Annotated in this window: 16 protein-coding genes; 3 read left to right on the top strand and 13 right to left on the bottom strand. The window is 44.8% G+C overall.

Annotated elements, in window-relative coordinates; genetic code table 11:
- Positions 1-37: 37 nt before the first annotated feature.
- Positions 38-1,186 (top strand): glycosyltransferase family 4 protein, encoded by a 1,149-nt coding sequence (locus tag ACE1CD_RS32665; protein ID WP_374827431.1) that lies wholly within the window; start codon positions 38-40, stop codon positions 1,184-1,186.
- 256 nt (positions 1,187-1,442) lie between these two features.
- Here ACE1CD_RS32665 and ACE1CD_RS32660 read toward each other — a convergent pair whose 3' ends face one another.
- On the bottom strand, positions 1,443-2,888 hold the full coding sequence (locus tag ACE1CD_RS32660; RefSeq protein WP_374827413.1) for an APC family permease: 1,446 nt from the start codon (positions 2,886-2,888) through the stop codon (positions 1,443-1,445).
- Between the two features lie 209 nt (positions 2,889-3,097).
- Positions 3,098-3,793 (bottom strand): peptidase, encoded by a 696-nt coding sequence (locus ACE1CD_RS32655; protein ID WP_374790344.1) that lies wholly within the window; start codon positions 3,791-3,793, stop codon positions 3,098-3,100.
- 7 nt (positions 3,794-3,800) lie between these two features.
- Between ACE1CD_RS32655 and ACE1CD_RS32650 the strand changes: the two genes are divergently transcribed.
- Positions 3,801-4,001 (top strand): hypothetical protein, encoded by a 201-nt coding sequence (locus tag ACE1CD_RS32650; protein ID WP_374790342.1) that lies wholly within the window; start codon positions 3,801-3,803, stop codon positions 3,999-4,001.
- 1 nt (position 4,002) lies between these two features.
- Here ACE1CD_RS32650 and secG read toward each other — a convergent pair whose 3' ends face one another.
- From secG to ACE1CD_RS32625, 5 genes are all read right to left on the bottom strand, one after another.
- A complete protein-coding gene (secG, locus tag ACE1CD_RS32645; protein ID WP_374790340.1) occupies positions 4,003-4,236 on the bottom strand; it encodes a preprotein translocase subunit SecG in 234 nt (77 codons plus the stop codon).
- A gap of 106 nt (positions 4,237-4,342) precedes the next feature.
- Positions 4,343-5,941, bottom strand: coding sequence for a 2,3-bisphosphoglycerate-independent phosphoglycerate mutase (gene gpmI / locus ACE1CD_RS32640; protein WP_374827412.1), 1,599 nt, complete (start codon positions 5,939-5,941; stop codon positions 4,343-4,345).
- A 254-nt stretch (positions 5,942-6,195) separates the two neighbouring features.
- Positions 6,196-6,843 carry an endonuclease III gene (gene nth / locus ACE1CD_RS32635; RefSeq protein WP_374790336.1) on the bottom strand — a complete coding sequence of 216 codons (648 nt, stop codon included), beginning with the start codon at positions 6,841-6,843 and terminating at the stop codon, positions 6,196-6,198.
- A complete protein-coding gene (locus ACE1CD_RS32630) occupies positions 6,840-7,055 on the bottom strand; it encodes a hypothetical protein (RefSeq protein ID WP_374790334.1) in 216 nt (71 codons plus the stop codon). Before ACE1CD_RS32630 ends, nth begins: the two co-directional genes overlap by 4 nt.
- Before the next feature lie 23 nt (positions 7,056-7,078).
- Complete coding sequence (locus tag ACE1CD_RS32625) at positions 7,079-8,788, bottom strand: ABC-F family ATP-binding cassette domain-containing protein (protein ID WP_374827411.1); 1,710 nt, start codon at positions 8,786-8,788, stop codon at positions 7,079-7,081.
- A gap of 177 nt (positions 8,789-8,965) precedes the next feature.
- Between ACE1CD_RS32625 and ACE1CD_RS32620 the strand changes: the two genes are divergently transcribed.
- Positions 8,966-9,919: a transposase gene (locus tag ACE1CD_RS32620; protein ID WP_374790330.1), complete on the top strand. Its 954-nt coding sequence runs from the start codon at positions 8,966-8,968 to the stop codon at positions 9,917-9,919.
- Positions 9,920-10,114: 195 nt separating this feature from the next.
- On the opposite strand, the gene ACE1CD_RS32615 is transcribed toward ACE1CD_RS32620, so the two are convergent.
- The 6 genes from ACE1CD_RS32615 to ACE1CD_RS32590 form a co-directional block, all read right to left on the bottom strand.
- Entirely contained in the window at positions 10,115-11,515 is a 1,401-nt protein-coding gene (locus ACE1CD_RS32615) for a DUF3370 domain-containing protein (protein ID WP_374827410.1), read from the bottom strand.
- 177 nt (positions 11,516-11,692) lie between these two features.
- Positions 11,693-11,884 carry a Uma2 family endonuclease gene (locus ACE1CD_RS32610; RefSeq protein ID WP_374790326.1) on the bottom strand — a complete coding sequence of 64 codons (192 nt, stop codon included), beginning with the start codon at positions 11,882-11,884 and terminating at the stop codon, positions 11,693-11,695.
- A gap of 107 nt (positions 11,885-11,991) precedes the next feature.
- Positions 11,992-12,402: a hypothetical protein gene (locus tag ACE1CD_RS32605; protein ID WP_374790324.1), complete on the bottom strand. Its 411-nt coding sequence runs from the start codon at positions 12,400-12,402 to the stop codon at positions 11,992-11,994.
- A 61-nt stretch (positions 12,403-12,463) separates the two neighbouring features.
- Positions 12,464-15,187, bottom strand: a complete 2,724-nt coding sequence (locus ACE1CD_RS32600; RefSeq protein ID WP_374827408.1) for a molybdopterin-dependent oxidoreductase — start codon at positions 15,185-15,187, stop codon at positions 12,464-12,466.
- A complete protein-coding gene (locus ACE1CD_RS32595; protein ID WP_374827407.1) occupies positions 15,172-15,996 on the bottom strand; it encodes an FAD binding domain-containing protein in 825 nt (274 codons plus the stop codon). The genes ACE1CD_RS32600 and ACE1CD_RS32595 overlap by 16 nt, the downstream gene beginning before the upstream one ends.
- 35 nt (positions 15,997-16,031) lie before the next feature.
- Positions 16,032-17,276, bottom strand: coding sequence for a Zn-dependent hydrolase (locus ACE1CD_RS32590; RefSeq protein ID WP_374790317.1), 1,245 nt, complete (start codon positions 17,274-17,276; stop codon positions 16,032-16,034).
- Positions 17,277-17,297 lie beyond the last annotated feature (21 nt).

Raw genomic sequence — 17,297 nt, 5'->3', positions numbered from 1 at the left:
CCATCTCCTTTAGCCCTTAGCCTTTAGCCTATAAATGCTGCACATCGCTTGGCTTGGAAAAAAAACACCCTTTTGCGGCAATGTCACCTACAGTCGGGAAATTACCAACGCTTTGCTAGACAAGGGACACCGGGTTAGCTTTCTCCATTTTGCCCAAGAACAACCCGATACCGTCAACTGGCCAGAGTGTTCCGAAGTTTCTCTGCCTTTTCTTTACAAATCTCAGGTTTATACGATTCCCACACTGAAGTCTAGCAAGGTCTTGATGGACTCTCTGCGGGATCTCAAACCAAACTTGGTTCATGCTTCTCTGACTCTATCTCCCCTAGACTTCGTACTTCCGGAAATTTGCGAGCAGCTCGATATCCCTTTAGTGGCAACGTTCCACACTCCCTACGCTCGCAAAGGGGCAAAAATTAAGTCGGGAACGCAATATCTGGCTTACCAACTCTACGCTCCTTTCCTAGCTAACTACGATCGCACGATCGTCTTTTCGGAAATGCAACGAGAGTTATTGGTTAAAATGGCTGTACCCGCCCCACAAGTAGCCGTAATTCCCAACGGGGTTGATGTCCAAAAATATTCCCCCGGCCCTTCTCAGCTCAAGTCTGAGTTTGATGCAGAACGCATCTTCGTTTATCAAGGTCGAATTGCCCCCGAAAAAAATGTGGAAGCCTTACTCAAGGCTTGGGTACAAGCAAAAATGGGGCCGGATTGCAAGTTACTTATTGTCGGGGATGGGCCTTTACGAGCGGCTTTAGAGCCTTTTTACGATTCCGAACACGGTATCCTTTGGTTGGGATTCGTCGCCGATGAGCAACGTCGCATCGAAATCCTGCGCGGTGCGGATGTTTTTATACTGCCTTCTTTGGCAGAGGGACTTTCTCTGTCTCTTCTGGAAGCAATGGCTTGCGGAGTCGCTTGTATGGCTACGGATGTCGGCGCAGATGGTGAGGTTTTGGAGGAAGGATGCGGTGTAGTTCTCAATCCCCAGCGGGTGAGGTCGGAGTTGCAAACTCTGTTACCTTTGCTGAGAGACCATCCAGACTTTACAGTTCGATTGGGACAAAAAGCAAGAGCGAGAGTTTTAGAACGCTATACCCTTAGCCGCAATATCACCCAATTGGAAAAACTTTACGAACAAGTGTTGCAACAGAGGAGATTTCAGTTCAGCAGTCGTGCTTGATTGGAAGAAATTTTGACTTACAGCATAAAGTGGCGAAAAAAGACGCTTTATGCTTCAAAAACAGCTAAACCAAGTTAGACTTCACAAGTCACTTTTGAGTCTTCTACTAGAACAAAAATCATTCCCATTGAATGGGAAAAAGGCCAGCGTTGCTGGCCTTTTTCCCAAGCGAGTGCATGACTTGAAATTGGGCTGGGAAAGAAACACGCAAAGTAATATTGAGTATCGTTGGAAAATCAGAGTGTAAGGCACGATATCAAATCTTTTTCATTTCGCTAAATTTGGCGTGAATTTTTTCCAACTCATCTTCGATGTTTTCAATAACTTCTGGAGAATGAAGGCGCAGCATTAAGAACCACGCACCTCCAACGCAAAGGTACATCAAGAACAAGTAAGGGAAAACGTTAAATGGGAATGGTGGTGCGGGGTATACGCTACCGACTATCGGGAGCAGCATGAAGAGAACTGCTAAAACTGCGATCGCAATATCGAGTATATTCAATACTCTCTGTTTGTAAAGATAAACAGGTGCAGCAATTGCGATCGAAATATACGCAGTTAAAAATCCATAGGTAGCCAGAGTTCCCATGTATGTAATAATGTCCAATATTTGCAGACTAAACAAAGACATGGATGCGGGTACAATAAACAAAATAATAGATAACATGGTGATAGCAATGTGAGGCGTTCTGTTGCTTCTGTGCGCTAAACCCATCGCATTATGAAATATGCCGTGTCTGGCCATTGTAAACAGAATTCTCGAACCGGCATTGATGCAAGCGATAACGCAGCTGAAGAAAGTTACTAGCGCTCCAATTGTAATTAGTAACCCTAAAAATCCTACGCCTGCTATATTAGCTACATCGTTGATGGGGGAATCGCTTTTGTCTAAAGGCGTACTGTAACCGCTAAAAGCTAGCACTTCGGTGTAGGCAAGTAAAGTAAAGAATAAGCCGCAAAGTATGGGTGTTAAAACTACAGCGGCGGGAATAAATTTGAGCGGATTTTTGGCTTCATCTCCAAGGGCTGTTGCACTTTCAAAGCCTGTATAACTGAAAATGGCAAGTATAAGTCCAAGTATTAATCCATCTGGCTTTGTATCTTTGAGGGAAAGTTGTGACATATCGATCGCAAAGCCATGTTTAAATAAAACTATCAGTGCTATAAGCAATAGCAAACTGACGGAAAAAGCTTCCAGTCCCAGCATTAATTTAGTTGATAATTGGATATCTTTGTACGCAAGATACCAGCCAACGCCAGTACAAATTGCAAACAAAAATATCGGCGATAATTCGAGCCCGATTAAGCTTAGCAAGACATTGGCAAAGTTGCTGAATGCAGCTACAACAGCCATGCCTGCAAATAAATAAGCTAGCAAAAGACTCCATCCAGAAATCACTCCCATCGTTGAGCCAAGACCCATACTAATGTAGGCGTAAAGCGAACCTGGAGATGCAGAACGACGAGCGAACTGGCTAATATTAAGGCCGACAAATACTACGCCTATCATGGCGATCGCAAAAGTTAACCAAGTTCCGTTTCCGGCGTTGGCAAACACTAATCCTACAGATACTGTCGGCGCTGCGGTGGGTGCAACGTTGGCAAATGACTGAGATATAATTTCCGGGAAAGAGAGACATTCAGCTCGCAAGCCGGAAACATTCTGGTTTGTTCGATCGGAGACAGGTAAATTTTCGCTCATATTTAACTGTAGGGTGTGTTAGGGACGGGTGAAGAATTAAGTATTTCAACCAATAATTAAATTGTCGTGTCTAACGCACATCTCCCAAATTGTTAACACAAATAATAGAAATATCCTCGAAAAGAATTTTAAACGCAGGTAGGATGCCTACCCCACCAGAATTTTTGGAGATGTCTAATAAAAATTTTACCTGCTCGACCCGAAAGAAGCTAACTTTCTGGCAAAGACCATCCTATACGGGTGGGCTGTTCGTAAATGCGTTTGAGGGTGTTGATATCTCTGGATGAAATAGGGGCTGGATGGCGTACCTGTGCAAAGTATAGGGTATCTGTTTCTAAAGGACTGTGACCCCAAATACCGAGTGCGTGACCGAGTTCGTGGCGGGCGCTGGGTAGGATATAATCGGGGGCTTGGTTGGGACTAATCTGAATATTAAATCTTTGTGATAAAACTGTGGCAGAATTTGGGAATTTGCGAAGATAAAACTCGTAGAGGGTTTCGGCGGAACGAACGCGAGGCAATTCAAAGCGACCTGTGCTGGGGTTTAAGGTGGCTCTGAGGGGAGGACGCGATCGCCAAATTTTGATATCCGCTTCATCTGGGGAGTTGACTACTTGCAAAGGCAAGTAAACGTTCCATTCCTGTACTGCCTGCAAAACGGCCTCTATCCATTTTGGCGATCGCTCGCTGTTGATTGCAGCCGATTCCTCTTGCTTCTGGACGTAAACCTTGACGGGCAATTGCGACCAAACTAAATAACCCATTTCCGTTGACTTTACTTCCGAGAAGTAGTCGCCGCTGTTGGTTGTGTCCTGCCACTGCGCCAGCGTTGCTGGGAGAGGATGTGCCTGGAGAGGCGGTAATTTTGCCTCCGCAGGCATTGCTGCTAAGCGATCGACTGCCATAATTAAGATGGCAGTACAGATTGCTAGTGCGATCGTTAATTTGCGCGGCATTTGTGTGCTGGAAGTTTATCCGAAAAATCTGTTTGATGGAATTTTAACCGCAGACGTAGGCGATAGCCTTCCCGTTGGCGAAGCCTGCGCGTTAGCGCATAGGGTACGCAGATGCGATCGATCTGGTTTCGCCACTTTCAGGATTTTTCGGATGTGAGTTATCGGCCTAACAAATTGGCACTCAAAAGTACCGTTAAACCCATAAAAATAACGGTCAGACCCCATGTAACGCGGTTTAGGGTTGTTTCTGCACTCTTGGTGCTGCTAAACAATTGCGCTTGACCTCCAATAGCCCCTATGCCATCTCCTTTGGGACTATGCAGCAACACTAAAACGGTCAGACCTAAAGCAGACAGTGCCCAGATAATTTCTACAATTTTGACAATGGTCATTTCAATTTTGGATTTTGGATTTTGGATTTTGGATTGAGGATTGCTAATTTGGAATTGGGTATTGTTTCTTGTGCCCAATTCCACCTGGCCAATCCCTATTAGTAAATTATAGAGAAACTCGCATCGGTGTCCGATTCGCTTTGACTTGCAATTCTGTGGGCTCTATCATGGAACGGCCTGTCATCTCCGTTGGCTGAGGCAGCTTTAAAATTTCTAGGATGGTGGGTGCCACATCTGCCAAACGACCGTCACTTCGCAGCTGCACGTCTGTACCGTGTCCGGGAATTTTTACACCTTCGCCTTCGACGAGGATAAAGGGAACTGGGTTAGTTGTGTGTGCAGTCCAGGGGTTACCTTGTTCATCCCACATATACTCGGCATTACCGTGATCGGCGATAATAATGGCGGTGCCACCGGCTTTGTTAATGCTTTCTAAGAGGCGACCCAAACATCGGTCTACGGTTTCCAGGGCTGTAATGGTGGCTTCCCATATACCCGTATGTCCCACCATGTCCGGGTTGGCGTAGTTGATGGCTATGAATGAGTAAATGCGTTTTTCGATCGCCTTTGTCGCCACATCTGTCACTGCTTCGGCGGACATTAACGGTGCGCGATCGTAGGTTGCTACCATCGGACTTTGCACGAGTTCCCGGTCTTCCCCCTCAAAGGGTTCTTCTATACCACCGTTGAAAAAGTAGGTGACGTGGGCGTATTTTTCCGTTTCGGCGGTACGCAATTGCTTTAAACCGTGTCTGGCAATCACTTCTCCCAGCAGGTTACTCAAATTCTGGGGCTCGAAAGCTATCAGTACTGGCAAATCTGGCTCGTACTGGGTAAAGGTGAGAAAAGTGAGGGGACGAATTTGCTCTCTGGGAAAACCGTTGAATTCGGGATTGACAAAAGCGCTGCTCAATTCTCTGGCCCGATCCGGACGGAAGTTAAAGAATATTACACCATCTCCCGGCTCTACGGCTCCGGGGGCTATTCTGATGGGGATGACGAATTCATCGGTAACGCCTTCTGCATAGGAGGCTTGCAATACTTCGACGGCAGAACTCGCCACGCCTGCACCATCTTGGGTCATCACGTCGTAGGCTTTTTGAACTCTATCCCAACGGCGGTCTCTATCCATCGCGTAGTAGCGACCGCTGATGGTGACGATGCGTCCTAACCCAACTTTATCAATATAATCTTGAATTTTTTGAATCGCTTCCACACCCTCTTTGGGGTTGGTATCGCGACCGTCGGTGATGGCGTGGATGCAAACGTTGGTAATTTCTTTTGCTTTTGCCAAATCGAGCAATCCCAGCAGATGACTTAAATGGGAATGCACACCGCCTTCCGAACACAATCCGACTAAGTGCAACTTGCCACCACTGCTTTTGACTTCCTGGCAAATTTTTACTAAGGCTGGATTGTTCAGCAAGCTGCCATCTTCTACGGCATCTGTGATACGAACTAACTCTTGGGGTACGACCCGCCCTGCCCCTATATTCAGATGCCCCACTTCAGAGTTGCCCATTTGCCCTTCTGGCAAACCTACTGCTTTTCCTGATGTGCGTAGTAAGGTATGGGGATAGGCTGCCCACAGGCTATCCATTACGGGTGTGTTTGCAGCGGCAATGGCGTTGCCGTCGGTTTCTTCACGGTAACCCCAGCCATCTAGGATTATTAGCACTACGGGCGAAACAGGCGCTTGGGCCATACTCGATCGCTCTTTGTATCGGATACTTCCGAAATGATATCACCGACTTACGGGAAGATTGCTCAACTTTCTAGAGACTTTTGCAACTTCGCATCTTGGTTGACAATCTCGTAATTCGCTGAAAATGCTTGTGTTTACAGAGATTTTCTATTTATTCTCTTTGATCCCCGATCGAAAATTAGCTTGTCTGGTGGTAAATTGAGAATTTTCTTAACATTTATTTACATTTTCTTGTGTTTGTTAACAAGGTATTTTTAGCTGCTTTTAGGGGAATTTGGGCATAAATCGGCGACAATGCAGCGATCGCACGTTGGTTTTTTGGCATTGCAGATCGATCGCCCATGATGTGTCAGAAAAACAAAACAATTCCCCCATTCTGACTGGGGGAGCAACTGCATCAAGTCTTTCTCGATTTTGTCGATGTCGGTTTGTTTGCTCAATCCCAGGCGATCGCTCAGTCGTTTGACATGGGTATCAACAGTCACACCCACATCGATTTTGTAGGCGTAATGCAGCACCATTGTAGCGGTTTTGCGACCGACACCGGGTAACATTACTAACTCGTCTATGTTTTGCGGTACTTGACCGTCAAACCGCTCTACGAGAATCCGGCAGGTGGCTTGTACATTCTTGGCTTTGCTGCTGTACATACTCAGAGGCCGCAGTATAGTTTCTAACTCAGCGTAGTCGGATTGAGCGATCGCAGCTGCATCGGGGAAGCGGGGAAAAAGTTGAGCGGTGACTCGATTGACGCGATCGTCTGTGCATTGCGCCGCCATAATTACAGCCAGCAGCAGTTGCAAAGGCGTTTCGTAGTTGAGAGGACAGGGGGAATTGGAATAGAGTGGTTTGAGACGGTTGAGAATTTCTACAGCACGTTGTTCCTGAGTTAAGGAGGTCACCGGAATTTCCTCGTTTCGGATGGATTTAGTTTAGGTTCTCGCGTTTTTGTGGTGATAGTAGCTGCAATTAACCCCGATGCGTTCGGTTTCTGCCTGTTTTGGTAAAGCCAAGCTTCCAAATCCGAAACAGACTCTATTCTAAAACCGACTGGGAAAGCAGCTACCTTTTGCTGAATTTCGTTGCTACCTACATATTTGTACAGTTTCATCATTTTTTGACTGCACAATAGGCTGCTTATTTGCGTTTGGCGGCTGCTTTTTTTTCCGCTTCTTTAGCAGATTTCGCCGCTTTTTTGGCGGCTTTTTCGGCTGCGATCGCAGCTAATTTCGCCTGTTCTTTTTCCTCCTCAATTTTATCCAAATAGTAGTGATAATCTCCCAGATAAACGCGAAATTCGCCGTCGCGAATTTCCACAATTTTGTTAGCAACTTGGGAAATAAAATAGCGATCGTGCGAAACTATAATCGCCGTCCCATCATAGTTTTGCAGCGATTCTTCCAGCATTTCTTTGGCTGGGATATCGAGGTGGTTTGTCGGCTCATCTAATATTAGTAGATTTGCCGGACGCAGCAGCATTTTCGCTAAAGCCAAACGCGCTTTTTCTCCACCGCTTAAAGCGCCAACTTGTTTGAATACCGTATCGCCGCTAAACAAGAAACGACCTAACAGCGTGCGAACTTCTTCGTTTTTCCAATCTGGTACTTCGTCGTGGATGGTATCCATGACAGTTTTAGTCAGATCTAAAGCTTCTGCCTGATTTTGTTCAAAGTAACCGGGAATAACATTGTGTGCGCCTAATTTCACTTTACCTTCAGTGGGTTTTTCCATACCCATAATTAGCCGCAACAAAGTCGATTTACCAGCACCATTGGGGCCGAGAAATGCGATGCGATCGCCTCGCTCAATCAGCAATTCCGCACCTAAAAACAATATCTTATCATCGTAAGTATGCACCAAATCTTTAATTTCGACAACTTCGCGACCGCTGCGAGGCGCTGGTGGGAAGCGGAAATGTAGCGTTCTTAAAGAACCTTCCGGTGCTTCAATCTTTTCGATTTTCTCTAATTGTTTTTCGCGGCTTTTGGCTTGGGTACTGCGAGTAGCGCTGGCGCGGAAACGGTCAACGAAAGCTTGTTGTTTTTCCAGTTCTTTTTGCTGACGATCGTAGGCGGCTAGTTGCGCTTCTTTCGCTGACGCTTTTTGGAGCAAATAGGCGGAATAGTTACCTAAATATGTAGAGGAAACGCCGCGTTCTGTTTCGACAATTTGAGTGCAGAGGCGGTCGAGAAACTCGCGGTCGTGGGAAACAATTACCATCGGAGTGATTAAACCTTTCAGGTAAGTTTCCAACCATTCGATCGTTTCCAAATCGAGGTGGTTCGTCGGTTCGTCCAGCAGCAACAAATCGGGTTTTTGGAGGATAATTTTACCCAAACTCATCCGCATTTGCCAGCCACCACTAAAAGCGCTGACGAGACGATCGCTATCTCCTTGCTCAAATCCCAATTCAGGCAATATCTTATCAATTTGCGATTCCAAACCGTAACCGTCTAAAGCTTCAAATTGCCGCTGCAACTTATCCATTTTGCGGAGAAGTTTGTCTAACTCTTCTGGCGTAGCAGTTTCCAGATCTCGATGTACCTGCGCCAGTTCTTCATGAACTTTATTCGCTTCCACAAAAGCACGCCAAAATTCCTCTTTGACAGTGCGGGTGGGGTCAACTTCAAATTCTTGGGTGAGATAAGCAATGTGCAAACTGGCGGGACGGATGATTTCGCCTGCGGTGGGTTCGATTTCGCCTGCGATAATTTTGAGTTGGGTAGATTTACCCGCACCGTTGACGCCGACTAAGCCGATGCGATCTCCTGGCTTGACTTCCCAGTTGACATCTTTGAGGACTTCGCCGGTGGGGTATATTTTACTGATATGTTCGAGTCGCAGCATTCAGAGTCTCCAAGGAAGTAGCAGGGGAAGTTTAGCGCCACACGAGTGCGATCGCTATGGCCGAAACAATCTTAACAAAATTTAATGCAGGTTGAGACACCCAGAAACCCGGTTTCTTCTTTTAACTGTCAGTTTTGGGGATAATCTAAAATCTAAAATCCCAGAATCCAAAATCGAATGACCGAGCAACGCACGGATTACGATAGTCCTTGGAAAGAAGTTATCGAAGCATATTTTCCGCAATTCTTGGAATTCTTTTTTCCTCTAGCTTATGCTGCGATCGACTGGACGCGACCTTACGAGTTTCTGGACAACGAACTGCAACAACTGGAACCAGATGCAGAAATTGGCAAGTGTCTGGTGGACAAGGTGGCAAAGGTTTGGTTGCTGGATGGCGAGGAAGTTTGGGTATTAGTCCATGTAGAAGTCCAAGGACGCTATGATATCGAATTTGCCAAGCGGATGTACACCTATAATTATCGCTTGTTCGATCGCCACGAACAGCGAGTCATCAGTTTGGCAGTTTTGGCGGACGATCGGGAAAATTGGCGACCCGATCGCTATGGTTACGAGTTGGGTGGGTGTCGGGTCAGCTTGGAGTTTCCGATCGCGAAACTTTTGGACTACGAAGCGCAATGGGAAAGCCTAGAACAAACTACCAATCCCTTTGGGATGGTGGTGATGGCCCATTTGCGGACAAAGGCGACACCACAAAATCCAGAGAGTCGTTTACAGTGGAAATTGAACCTAGTCAGACGGTTGTACGATCGCGGATACAGTCGCGAAGATATTGTGCAACTGTTTCGATTTATTGATTGGATAATGGTTTTGCCAAAAGAGTTGGCGTCTAGTTTTAAACAAGTAGCGAGAAGTTACGAGGAGGCTAGTAGAATGCGGTACGTCACCAGTATCGAACGGCTGGCAAAAGAGGAAGCGATTATCGAAACTTCACGAGAGAATGCGATCGATATCCTCGAAACGCGATTTGGAGATGTGCCAAGTTCGATAGTCGAAGCGATTAATGGCATAGATCGGGTATCTGTGCTGAAAAGGCTTCTTAAGATTGCGGTCGTAATTGGTTCTTTGGCAGACTTTCACAAAGTGTTAAACGAGATGCCGTCTGCGGAATAAGTTAATAGGGACACGGCATTGCCGTATCCCTAGCTTAGCAAACTGACTATCGCAAATATTAACGTAAGTTGCTAGTTATTTACATAAAAGTATGTAGTTGGGCTTTAGCCCTCTTATGAAACCGGGCATAAGTGGGATAAAGCCCAACTACGTACCAAAGAGTAGCCGTAATCTTATAAGTAGCAACTTGGGTTATTATGGCAAAGTTTTTACCGTGACTACCTGCGGTGGCGTGGCGTCGGGAGGATAGAGAAAATCAACAGTTACTTGGCGAACTTGGTTGGGAAGTATGTTTAAAGTAACTAAAGGTTCTCCTAGCTGACCTTGACGCTGCACTAAATGATAGAATTTATCTTGGTTTATTCCCGCATCGTTAATGTAATTAACCCGCACTGTACCGCGAAAGAAAACTTGTCCTTGGGGTGGTTCAACGAAGAAAAGGCGATCGCGATTGTTTTCTTGTTTAAAAGGTGTTTGCATCGATACGGTAACTGTTTTGGCAGTATTGCTATTGTTAAATAAAGGTAGGGTGAAGTGATAGCGCACGCCGTAATTTCCATGCGCGGCTAAAGCTGTATCGGGATAGCCTACCGCCATTTGTGCGCTTTGTACTTGCCTGGTGCCAAGAGTAATATAATTAACGGTACTGATGGGATAGGAAAAAGCATTTCCCGGTGTGGGAATGGTGAGATTTTCTTCTCCTTGTCGATCGGTAATGCGAGTATTCCATTCGGAACCGATCGAAACTCCCGCGACTCTCCCAAAAACTTTTTCTAAATTTTCACTATCTTGTTTTTCTGGGTCGATGGGCGGTCGATCGCGTGGTTCTGCCAATCTGCCGGAAATTAAGAGATTTTGCCATTCTTCTAGGGTTGGTTCGCGATAAGTTGGAGGTGGAGATAAATAATTTTCGGGATCGAATACGTTTATATCTTCCAGACTAATTTCGATAGGATTGGGAATCGCATACATGGCTAAATTTGCCATATAAACTGGGGCGCTACTTTGCAAGCGCATGAAGACGGTGCGACCGCTCGATCGCAAAATGGGTAAACTAAATAGCATCTGGGTTTGTTGCGGTGGAATTATCAGCTTGGAAGGAAAATTTGGCTGGTTTTTGCCGCGCAAAATCTCTCCCATGACCCGCGATCCTGGCCCAGAAAATACGCTGCCAATGGGATCTTCTACGATTGTTGGTAAATCGATAAATGGCGCATCCGGGTTGTTAGCATAACTGACAGCTTGCAGAACTTCGATCGTCACGGGTTCCGAGTTCGGATTGTAAACGAGTAAACCTTGATACATGGAACGTAGGTCTACGGACGATCGCGCAATGTGATGGGAAAATAAATCGAAGCGTCCCACCAAAGGTTTGTTCAGGTGTGCTTGGGGGAATGCTTTGCCATCAGCAGGAAAAGTGGAAAGCAAAATTCCCTCTGTCTGCACTACTTCTGGGCTATTGCTGTTGAAAACCAAAACCCGATCGAGTTGTCCCGGTAGAGGACGAATTTCGCTGGTTTGGGTAACGAAACGGCGATCGACAATTGCTGGTTCTGGAATTTGCGCTACTGGAAAAAATGGTAAAAAGAAGAACATGGGCAAATGAGGAAAGCCGACTTTTAATACTATATAACAATTTGTAACTTAAGCTAGAGAAATGGTATCAAGAAATATTATCGATAAAATCGAATATAGTTGATGGTTTATTTATGGTGTTTGGAAGCTAGGGAAATTAAAAGATTTTTGGTAAAGAGGATATACAAGCGATCGCAATTAAAGCCAAGGTAAGTTCTGTCGCTCAATTTCAACACTAATTTTTGTCGCCAGCTTTCCCCCAACCGCTTCGTGTTCCCCCGTAGGTTCCATATCAATTAGTTCTCCATCAGCGAGTTCGTAGCGTGGGTTGTCACCGTACCGATTCAGAAATTCATCAAAAGTCAGGAATCTTGATGAAGTATAAGTCATAAGCTACCTTCGCTTCGTCCGATCGTACCGAATCCTTTTACAGGCTACATCAAATTTCTTTCAGCAGAGGCGATATGCCTACAGCAGGCTACGCCAACGTATTTTAATTAATGGATGGGAAAGTGCGATCGCAAATATTCGATCGTCAATAATCGTAAGTAATCCAACATCCGAATATAAGCTTTCATTTGCGGTAATTCTCCATTTGTTGAGAAGTAAAATTGTGCGATCGCAGAAATATCAAAAACTCCCATATTTTCCAACCGCTCAATTGCTTCCTGTTCGTTATTAACACAACCTTGCACTTGGATTTGGCTAGCATAGCCTCGGATATCCACCGTTAGCAACTCGATTTCTTCTAATACTGTAAATTCTTCTTCCGAAACAGGAGATAGATCGGCAAGTTGCTTTCGTTCTGGTTTGGTGTTTTGATAATCAACTGTTAACTGTTCTAAGAGATGGCTAATATAGTTTCTTTTAATTTCACTATTTTGATCGTTAACTATTGCTTCAGTCATCGTTAACTCCATATTAGTATATGAAAAACAGTAACTTATTCTTATAAAAAATTAGCAACTACTAGCTGCCAAATGCCTTCCAAATTCTTTCGGGTGTCATCGGTAATTGGGTTAATCTAACACCAGTAGCATGAGCAACGGCATTGGCGATCGCAGGTGCAGTACAATTAGTACAAATTTCGCCTATTCCTTTTGCACCAAATGGGCCGTAAGGGTCGGCTTTTTCTACTAAGAAAACTTGCATTAGGGGTATGTCTTGTGCTGTGGGAAGTTGATAAGTTCTGAACCTGGGATTAAGCGTGTTTCCTTGTGCGTCAATTCGCAGTTCTTCCGATAAAGCATAACCCAATCCCATCACCATACCACCGATAGCTTGACTTTCACAAATTCTGGGATTGATTGCTTTGCCGATATCGATCGCTTGTACGCAACGGAGAACTTTAATATGTCCTGTTTCCGTATCTACTTCTACTTCCACACCTTGCACGGCGAAGGTCATAGAACATTTATCAGCCGCATATTCTAATTCTACTTCTAAAGATTCCTGTTGGGCTATTTCTTGCAGAGAAATTTCTGCGTTTGAGGATTGCACTGTGTTAGCGGTTAGAATTAATTCTTCTGTTTGACAATTCCCAATATTAGCAGCAACTGCCAAGATGCGATCGCGTAATCTTTGAGCAGCTAAATTTACAGCTTGACCGGAAATATAAGTAGTTGCTGAAGCGTAAGAACCAGCATCGTAAGGCGTGGTTTGAGTATCTCCCGCGATGATTTCAATATCGGCAATGGCAACGCCAAGCACTTGAGCGGCAATTTGTCTTAATGTCGTATCGGAACCTGTACCGACATCGATCGAGCCAGTTTTGAGCAAATATTTTCCATTCTCTTTTAAAGATAGTTTGACGCCAGCAGCATGAATTTTAGCTAAACCGCTGGCTTGCATTCCCACTGCAAATCCAAAACCGCGCCGCAGATGACCGTTTGCGATTGGTTGTATTCCCGGAATATAGCCAAGTGCTTGCGTGACTTTCTCAAAACATTCGGGAATGGCATAACTGCCAATTACATGGAAATGGTCATCACCTCTAGTTCCTAAACTGAGGATATCTTCAGAATTGATAATATTTTTGAGGCGCAATTCTATTGGATCGATATTTAGTCTTTCGGCGATTTCATCTAATTGAGATTCTACTACAAAGCTGCCTTGGGTTGCACCGTAACCGCGAAATGCTCCGGCTGGCATTGTGTTAGTATAAACGGCATAACCGATAAATTTTTGATTGGCGCAACGATACAAACCGAGAGGGAAACAACCAGTGAGATAAACTACTGTGGTAGCGTGATTTCCGTAAGCGCCTGTATTGGAAATTGCGGTCATATCTTGAGCTACGATCGTACCATCTTTCTTGATTCCAGTTTTCAGGCGAATTTTCATTGCGTGGCGGCTATTCGTAGCCGTAAATTCTTCGTGGCGGGTGAATTCCCATTGCACGGGACGACCTGTTTTTAAGGTAGCAAAGGCACAAAGGTCTTCACTTAAAATTTCCTGTTTGTTGCCAAAGCCGCCGCCGATTTTAGTTTTGAATACTCTGATTTTATCTTTGGGTAAATCGAAGAGTTTGGCTAGTAATGTTTGGCAATGAAAAGGTACTTGCGTGCTGGAACGAATGACTAAATTGCCATCTTCGTCTAGCCAACTAATGCTGATGTGTGGTTCCAAGTGTGCGTGCTGAACTGCTGGCACATTGTAGGTATCTTCGATGATGAAATCCGCTTCGGCAAAGCCTTTTTCGATGTCGCCTTTTTCTAAGATAACTTTTCCGGCAATGTTGCGATCGCGTTCCGGTATTTGACAAGATTCCGGTTCATCGTGAATTACCACCACATTTGCTTCCATCGCTTTCTCTGGGTCGATGATATGTGGTAAAATATCATAATCGACTTCAATTAATTGACAAGCTTTTGCTGCAATAGCGACAGATTCGGCAACGACAGCAGCAACGCGATCGCCTACAAATCTTACCTTATTATCTAATAAATAATGGTCGAGAGGATCTGGTTGCGGTTCCGCGTGTCCCGCCGTGGTGTAGGGAATTCGCGGTACATCTTCGTGAGTGAAAATGGCATGAACTCCTGGGAGTGCTTTCGCTTTGTCGGTGCGAATGTGGCGGATGCGTGCGTGCGGATGAGGAGAACGCAATACCTTTAAATGCAATAATCCAACCGGGGTATAATCTGGTGTATAAACTGGTTTTCCCGTGACAATTTCTATGCCATCTTGTTTGGGAATACTTTCACCCACCGAATTTTGGATTTGGGATTTTGGATGTTGGATTAAATCTGCTTTGCTGACCAGCAGAATACTTTCAATTATTGGTTGATAACCAGTACAACGACAGATATTTCCTCTCAAAGCAGAACGCAATTCTGTTTCCGTTTTACAGTTGATTTTTTCTGCCGTCATTATCGCGCCAGGAGTGCAGAAACCGCACTGAAAACCTTGCTTTTCTAGAAACGCTGACTGCATAGAAGACAACTTTCCATCTTTTGCCAAACCTTCGATTGTAGTGACAGATTTTCCTTCAATTCGCATAGCTGGATAAATGCAGCTATGAATCGGTTTGTCGTCTACCCAAACAGTGCAAGCGCCGCAATCTCCCGATTCACAAACGCGATGCACTCCATACCAACCGAGATGGCGCAATAAACTTAAAAGCGTCGTTCCGGCTACGGTAGTTTCAGTATAGGTTTGTTCGTTAACTTGAAATGTTATGAATTCTGACATAGTATTTCGGCGAGCGATCGCTGCATTAAAATTTGAGTTAAGTGTTGGCGATAAGCTGCACTAGCTTTATCATCTTCGATAAATTCCGACGGAGGAATTTGAGATAACAATGCTTCGGCAATTTCCCCTGATGTGGGGATATGGGAAAACTCTATCAGCCGTGGTGCATAAACGCAAGCACCCAAGCCAAATCGCACTTGTGATGTTTTTGGGTTATAGGCTGTTGCGACAATTGAAAGCGCATAAGCAGCGGTAGTAACGCCGATGCGTTTAAAGTTAACCAGCCATTCTAAATTAGATTGAGGAATCCAAATTTTTCGCAAAACTTCTCCAGGTTGCAGGATGGTTTTTTGTGCGCCAGTTTGGAATTCTAAAGCGGAAATTTGATAAGGTTGGTAAGTGCGATCGAATATTTCATAACTTGCTCCCAATGCTACCATCACAGGGGCAAAGTTACTGACAGGTAAAGCCAGACAAATATTCCCTCCTACCGTCGCCATATTGGTAACTTTAAAAGATGCCAAATGGTGAACTGCGCTTTGCAATGCTTTTATTCCCGTCCAAGTTTCCGGATAGGAAAAATGCAATAATTTCTCCATTTTGCAGGTAGCGCCAATTGCCAAACCTGACGGCGTAACTTCTATTTCTCCCCAGTTTAAATCGTCTAAGTCTACTAAAACTTTGAGATGGGGTTGCGGTTCGGAGAACAGCCACGTCCCGCCTGCCAACCAAGCCCATCCGGTTTGCCAGTTGGTCAGGGCTTGTAAATTTTTAGGACGTAAGTAGGTTTCGATGTAATGCAGATCCATTTAGTTATCTAATTTTAGCGGATATAGTAATTAATTTAAACCGGATACATTTGGTCTAATTGTATCAAAGTTTGCAGCAAAACGTTAGCGCCTTGGCTGCATTGCTCTGCTGAAGTATATTCTAATTCCGAGTGACTGATTCCGGCGACGCTAGGTACGAAAATCATCCCCATATCGGTAAATTTGCCAATTTCTTGGGCATCGTGACCGGCGCGGCTGGGGAGATGGTGATAACTTAATTGTAATTGACGGCAAGATTGTGCGATCGCATCTTTTATTTCCGTTTTGGCTAAGGTTGGTTCTACCCGCAAAGTCGGCTGCATGGAAATTTTCGTTTGCGTGTTGGCTGCAATTACTGATATTTGCTTTTGCAAGTTTATGGCTAGATTATATATATTATATAGATAAATATCGCGAACATCTAGGCTCATTTCTACTTTGGCGGGGATGATATTGACAGCATTCGGCCAAACGTTAAAAGCGCCCACAGTTGCTACCATATCTCCCTGGCTATTTATCGCTAAATTATTCACAGTTAAAACAACTTGACAAGCCGCAACTAACGCATCCTTTCTCATTTGCATTGGCGTAGTTCCGGCATGATTAGCCTTACCAGTAACGGCGATATTAAATCGATTTTGTCCGACAATTCCCGACACTATACCTATTTGTTTACGCACATTTTCTAGGACGATCCCTTGTTCGACGTGCAACTCTAAGTAAGCAGCTATTTCAGATTTACTGCGCTGCGCTGTGTTAAGCTTATCCCAGTTACCACCAATGCGTTCTAAACAAGCTTGAATTGAGGTGCCATCATCGCGGCGATAATATTCCGGATTGCTGACAATATTACCGGACATAGCTTTACTGCCAAGCATCGTGCTTTCTTCATCTGTAAATACAATTACTTCCAGCGGATGGATTAATTTGATATTGTTTTCTTTGAAAACTCGCACAACTTCAATTCCCGCCAAAACACCCAGCGTTCCATCATATATTCCCCCTGATGGAACGGTGTCTATGTGGGAACCTGTTGCCAAAACTGGTGCTTTTTCCACTTGTCCGGGATAAGTGCCAATCATGTTACCGGCAGCATCAATTCGCACGTTCATCCCTGCTTCTGTCATCCATCTTTTCACCAATTCCCGTGCTTGCAAATCTTCTGGACTGTAAGCAATGCGGCGCACCCCTCCATCGGGCAGTTTCCCGATTTCCGCCAAACGAGAGATGCTGTTGTTTAGCCGTTCTTGATTTACGTAGATAACAGAATTTACCGTCATAGCCAAAACTGGTAATTGATT

Origin of the sequence: Aerosakkonema sp. BLCC-F183 (genome assembly GCF_041929145.1) — a bacterium.
Classification (GTDB): Bacteria; Cyanobacteriota; Cyanobacteriia; order Cyanobacteriales; family Aerosakkonemataceae; genus Aerosakkonema.
The sequence above is the reverse complement of the archived record's forward strand: the minus strand, read 5'-3'. Positions and strand labels throughout refer to the sequence as shown.

Excerpts from the sequence above, each read along its gene's own strand:
- ACE1CD_RS32600 (WP_374827408.1), bottom strand. The coding sequence starts at position 15,187 with ATGTCAGAATTCATAACATTTCAAGTTAACGAACAAACCTATACTGAA.
- secG (WP_374790340.1), bottom strand. The coding sequence starts at position 4,236 with ATGACCATTGTCAAAATTGTAGAAATTATCTGGGCACTGTCTGCTTTA.
- ACE1CD_RS32610 (WP_374790326.1), bottom strand. The coding sequence starts at position 11,884 with ATGACTTATACTTCATCAAGATTCCTGACTTTTGATGAATTTCTGAAT.
- ACE1CD_RS32655 (WP_374790344.1), bottom strand. The coding sequence starts at position 3,793 with ATGGCAGTCGATCGCTTAGCAGCAATGCCTGCGGAGGCAAAATTACCG.
- ACE1CD_RS32625 (WP_374827411.1), bottom strand. The coding sequence starts at position 8,788 with ATGCTGCGACTCGAACATATCAGTAAAATATACCCCACCGGCGAAGTC.
- ACE1CD_RS32590 (WP_374790317.1), bottom strand. The coding sequence starts at position 17,276 with ATGACGGTAAATTCTGTTATCTACGTAAATCAAGAACGGCTAAACAAC.
- ACE1CD_RS32620 (WP_374790330.1), top strand. The coding sequence starts at position 8,966 with ATGACCGAGCAACGCACGGATTACGATAGTCCTTGGAAAGAAGTTATC.
- ACE1CD_RS32605 (WP_374790324.1), bottom strand. The coding sequence starts at position 12,402 with ATGACTGAAGCAATAGTTAACGATCAAAATAGTGAAATTAAAAGAAAC.
- gpmI (WP_374827412.1), bottom strand. The coding sequence starts at position 5,941 with ATGGCCCAAGCGCCTGTTTCGCCCGTAGTGCTAATAATCCTAGATGGC.
- ACE1CD_RS32660 (WP_374827413.1), bottom strand. The coding sequence starts at position 2,888 with ATGAGCGAAAATTTACCTGTCTCCGATCGAACAAACCAGAATGTTTCC.
- ACE1CD_RS32650 (WP_374790342.1), top strand. The coding sequence starts at position 3,801 with ATGGCAGTACAGATTGCTAGTGCGATCGTTAATTTGCGCGGCATTTGT.
- ACE1CD_RS32615 (WP_374827410.1), bottom strand. The coding sequence starts at position 11,515 with ATGTTCTTCTTTTTACCATTTTTTCCAGTAGCGCAAATTCCAGAACCA.
- ACE1CD_RS32630 (WP_374790334.1), bottom strand. The coding sequence starts at position 7,055 with ATGATGAAACTGTACAAATATGTAGGTAGCAACGAAATTCAGCAAAAG.
- ACE1CD_RS32595 (WP_374827407.1), bottom strand. The coding sequence starts at position 15,996 with ATGGATCTGCATTACATCGAAACCTACTTACGTCCTAAAAATTTACAA.